Source organism: Achromobacter insuavis (assembly GCF_902859645.1).
Taxonomy (GTDB): Bacteria; Pseudomonadota; Gammaproteobacteria; order Burkholderiales; family Burkholderiaceae_B; genus Achromobacter; species Achromobacter insuavis.
In genome coordinates, this window is record NZ_CADIJR010000171.1 from 1 (window position 1) to 2,472 (window position 2,472).

The following is a 2,472-nucleotide window of genomic DNA, read 5'->3' on the forward strand; positions in this document are numbered from 1 at the left end:
GCCTGCAGCGCGGCGGCGAAGTCGGGCGCGGCCTGGCATGCCAGCGTCTGGCTGAAGGACTGGCCCGAGGGCGCCGCCGCGCCATCGAAGCGCGCGTGGCGCCGCGCCAGCAGCGCCAGCATGTCCGGCTGGCCGCTGGCCAGCGCCGTCCAGGCCGGACTGCGGCCTTGCGCATCGGCCGCATCCGGGCTGGCGCCCGCCGCCAGCAGGGCGTCGGCCAGATCGGCGCGGCCCAGCTCGATGGCGGCCACCAGCGGCGTGGCGCCGCTCTCGGCCTGGCGCGCGTCCAGGTCGGCGCCCATGGCCTTCAGGCGCGTGAGCACATCGATCACCGTGTCGCGGCGCGCGATCGCCAACTGGCGGTCGCGCAACAGCGCCGACAACAGCCGCTGCGGCAAGGCCCCGTCCTTGCCGGCGCACTCGGCGCGCGCGCCGGCGTAGCCCGCCGCCTGCAATTGCGCGAAGTACCCGGGCCGGTCGAGCAGCGCGTATTCCGCGCCCGACGGCAGGCAGGCATCGGCCAGCGGCTGTTTGGCGCCCTGCTCCACGCGCTTGACCAGCGCCATGTCGCCGGAGGCCAGCGCCGCGTTCAGCAAGGCATGGCTGGCCGGCGCGCGCGGCAGGCGCGGATCGTCGAGCCGCGCGCCCGCGCCCAGCAGGCGGTCGAGCATGGCGCTATCGCCGCCGCCGATGGCCCAATACAGGGCGCTGCGGCCGTCGGGCGCCAGGCCGAGCGGATCGGCGCCCTTGGCCAGCAGCGCTTCAACCACGGCCGCCTGGCCCGAGGTCACCGCCACCAGCAAGGGCGGCACGCCCTTGTTGTCATAAGGGTCGTCCGACGCCGCCGCCGTGGCCGGCGGATTGACCGCCACGCCGGCGTCGATCAGGTATCTGGCCATCTCCGCATCGCGGTTCTCCAGCGCCTGGCGGATGGCGCCGGCATCGAGCGTCTTCAGGTCGAGGCCGGCGTCGACCAGGTTGCGCAACATGGCCGCGCCCTGCTTGCCCGGCTGGCGCAGCGCCTGCGCCAGCGGCGACCGCGCGGGGTCGGCCAGCAAGGCCTGCAAGGCGGCCGGCGGCGTGGCCGCCAGCAGGTCGTGCAGCAGCGGCGCGTCGTCCGCCTCGATCGCGCGTTGCAGCGCGGACTTGCGGTCGTAGCCTTCGCGCACCAGCGCGGGGTTGGCGCCCGCGGCCAGCAGAACGCGCACGGCATCCGCCTGGCGCGCGCCGACCGCGTCCGCCAGCGGCGTGTCGCCATTCTGTTCGGCGCCGTCGCCATCGACCGCCGCGCCCAGCGCCAGCAGGCGCCGCAGCACGGCGACGTCGCCCTTGCGGGCCGCCAGGTTCATGATGGGGCGCTCGTCGGCCTCCATCCTCAGGAAGACCGCCGCGTCGCCGGTCTGCGGTCCGCGCTGGTTGAACGGCATGCCGGCGCGCAGCAGCGGCACGGCGATGTCGCCGTGCCCCGCCGCCACGGCCGCCTGCGCCGCGTCCAGCCACAGGTCGCGGTCGCCGCTGGCGCCATAGCCCGTCTCCGGCGTCGTGCGCGGCCCCAGTTCGGCCAGCGCCGTGACCGCGCCGGCGTTGCCGGTGTAGGCGGCCAGCGCCAGCGGACTGACGCCCTCGCCATAGGCGGGCCGGGTGCCGGTGGCGGCCAGCGCCCGCACCACCTCGGCGCCTTCGGTCAGTTCGACCAGCGGCCCCCACGCCAGGTAGTCCGCGGCGTGGCGCGGTTGGCCCTGCGCGTCCTTGAAGGCCTGGCGCGTGGCGTCGTCGGCGTGCTCGTCGATATAGGCGAAGGGGCGCGCGGCGCCGGCCTTGAGCAGCGCCAGCACCATGCGCGTGGTCTGCGGCCGGTCGACCAGCCGCGGCAGATACGTCATGCGCACCGCGAATTCGAAATCGCGATTGAGCAGGAATTCGAGCGGGGTCTTGTTCTCGTCGCCGCGCTGGTCGGGCCGGGCGCCGGCGGCCAGCAGCATGTCCAGGATCTCGGGCGTGCCGTACAGCAGGGCCAGTTGCAGCGACGGACGGCGCGATTCGTAGGTGATGTCGTCGAGCGCCGGCCGGGTCGCCAGCAGCGCCGCCAGCATGCGGCTGCGGGCCGGCAGCGCGGCCTGATAGGCCTGGCGCAGGCGCGCCGCCTCGTCCGCCGGCATGTCCCAATACACGTGCTTGCCGCGCTCGCCCGCCGGCCTCAGCAGCGCGTGCAGCAGCGGCACGCCTTCCAGCGCGTAGTCGCCCGGCTGCTTCACTTTGGCCAGCGCGGCGGTGAAGGCCGCCTCGTCGCCGGCGGCGGCGGCGCTGAACAAGGCGCGGGTCTCGGCGGTCTCGGCCGCCTGGTATTCGCGGTAGGGCGATACGCAGTCGCAATCGGACCGCGGCTTGGGTGGCGGCGCGGCCGGGGGCGGTGGCGCCACGGACGGCGGCGCGGCGGGCGGCGGCGGCGGATCGATCTGGAATTCGGCCGGG

1 protein-coding gene is annotated in these 2,472 nt (G+C 75.4%); it reads right to left on the reverse strand.

Features of this window, described 5'->3' with window-relative positions; all coding sequences use genetic code 11:
• On the reverse strand, positions 1-2,472 hold a 2,472-nt coding region (locus tag H0523_RS31845), incomplete at both ends, for an ankyrin repeat domain-containing protein (protein ID WP_180180310.1).